Source organism: Flavobacterium sp. A45 (assembly GCF_002001005.1).
GTDB lineage: Bacteria > Bacteroidota > Bacteroidia > Flavobacteriales > Flavobacteriaceae > Flavobacterium.
Window position 1 is genome coordinate 1 of sequence record NZ_MUNX01000011.1, and the last position, 1,201, is coordinate 1,201.

A 1,201-nucleotide genomic window follows, 5' to 3' on the forward strand; every position below is an offset into this window, starting at 1 on the left:
TATATTTACATATCAAAAATCAATTTTACAGATTTTGAAGAAAAATCAGTTATAAAAAATAATTTATGAAGATAAGCATCAAAAACAATATCTCTTATTTGGAAATTGATAGGGCATATAAAATATTAAAAAAATCTTCAAATGTTGATTTATATATACCTGCTAATATTAATGGAAAACAACTTGGTATTTATTCAGAAATTATACAGTTAATAATTACTTGGAGCAGATTGAGTAACGGAAAATTATTTGTCCATTACAATAGTACGACACCAGAACTTGATAAAAAAATTGATATAATGTTCAGTCGCTATTGGAACTTCATTGCAGGTTGTATGGGATATAAAAATGGTATTTTTTTGTTAGATAAAACTGATATTTCATCTAAAGTTGCAAATGTAATCAAGGACAAAATAAACTTTTTAAAATTCAATGAAAGCTGGAAAAAAGGAGATAATAGCTTTATAACTTCTGTACAGCATTCTGCAAATCCCTATCCATCAGCATTTTATTTGTCAAATGGAACATTGAAATCAAAAAAAGAAGTCATTGAGCTGTCAAAAAATATACTAATTGAAATTTCAAAAAATTATACCAGTAATACTTCAACTGTCGTAATTGAATACTACGACAAATTAATAGGTGAAATAATTTTTGAATTAATAGAGAATACGCATTATTGGGGACAAAGTAATTATTTAAATAAAACATTTGAAACCGGAATAAGAGGACTTCTCTTTTCGTCTCATCACGGAAATAAGGAAACTTTATTGAAAAATTGTAAAGATGATAAGCCTCTATCAGATTATATATCTAGTTTAATTACTAATGATACTGCTAATAATTTTATTATTGAATTATCAATTTTCGATACAGGCTCCGGATTAGCAAGTAAATGGCTTAAAAAAAGTATTGAGGAATTTACGTCTAAAGAAGAAGTTTATGAAGCAATCATTGATTGTCTAGTGAAAAATAATACCAGCGATCATTCTAGTAATTATGAAAGAGGTTTTGGGCTACATAACATGATGACGCTTTTAGGCGATAGAGGAGGGTATTTTAAGTTAAGAACAAATGGATTAAAGCTTCTAAGAGATTTTAAGAAAAATCCTTTTAATGGATATGTTGAAAATAAAAGAGGTGATTATAAATTAGATGATTGGCATAATATTCAAAACAAGAGTGCTCCTACTTATAAGAC

Annotated in this window: 1 protein-coding gene; it reads left to right on the plus strand. The window is 27.0% G+C overall.

Annotated elements, in window-relative coordinates; all coding sequences use genetic code 11:
* Positions 1-65: 65 nt before the first annotated feature.
* Positions 66-1,201: hypothetical protein (locus B0E44_RS00045; protein WP_131828074.1), on the plus strand; the 1,136-nt coding region annotated here is incomplete at its 3' end.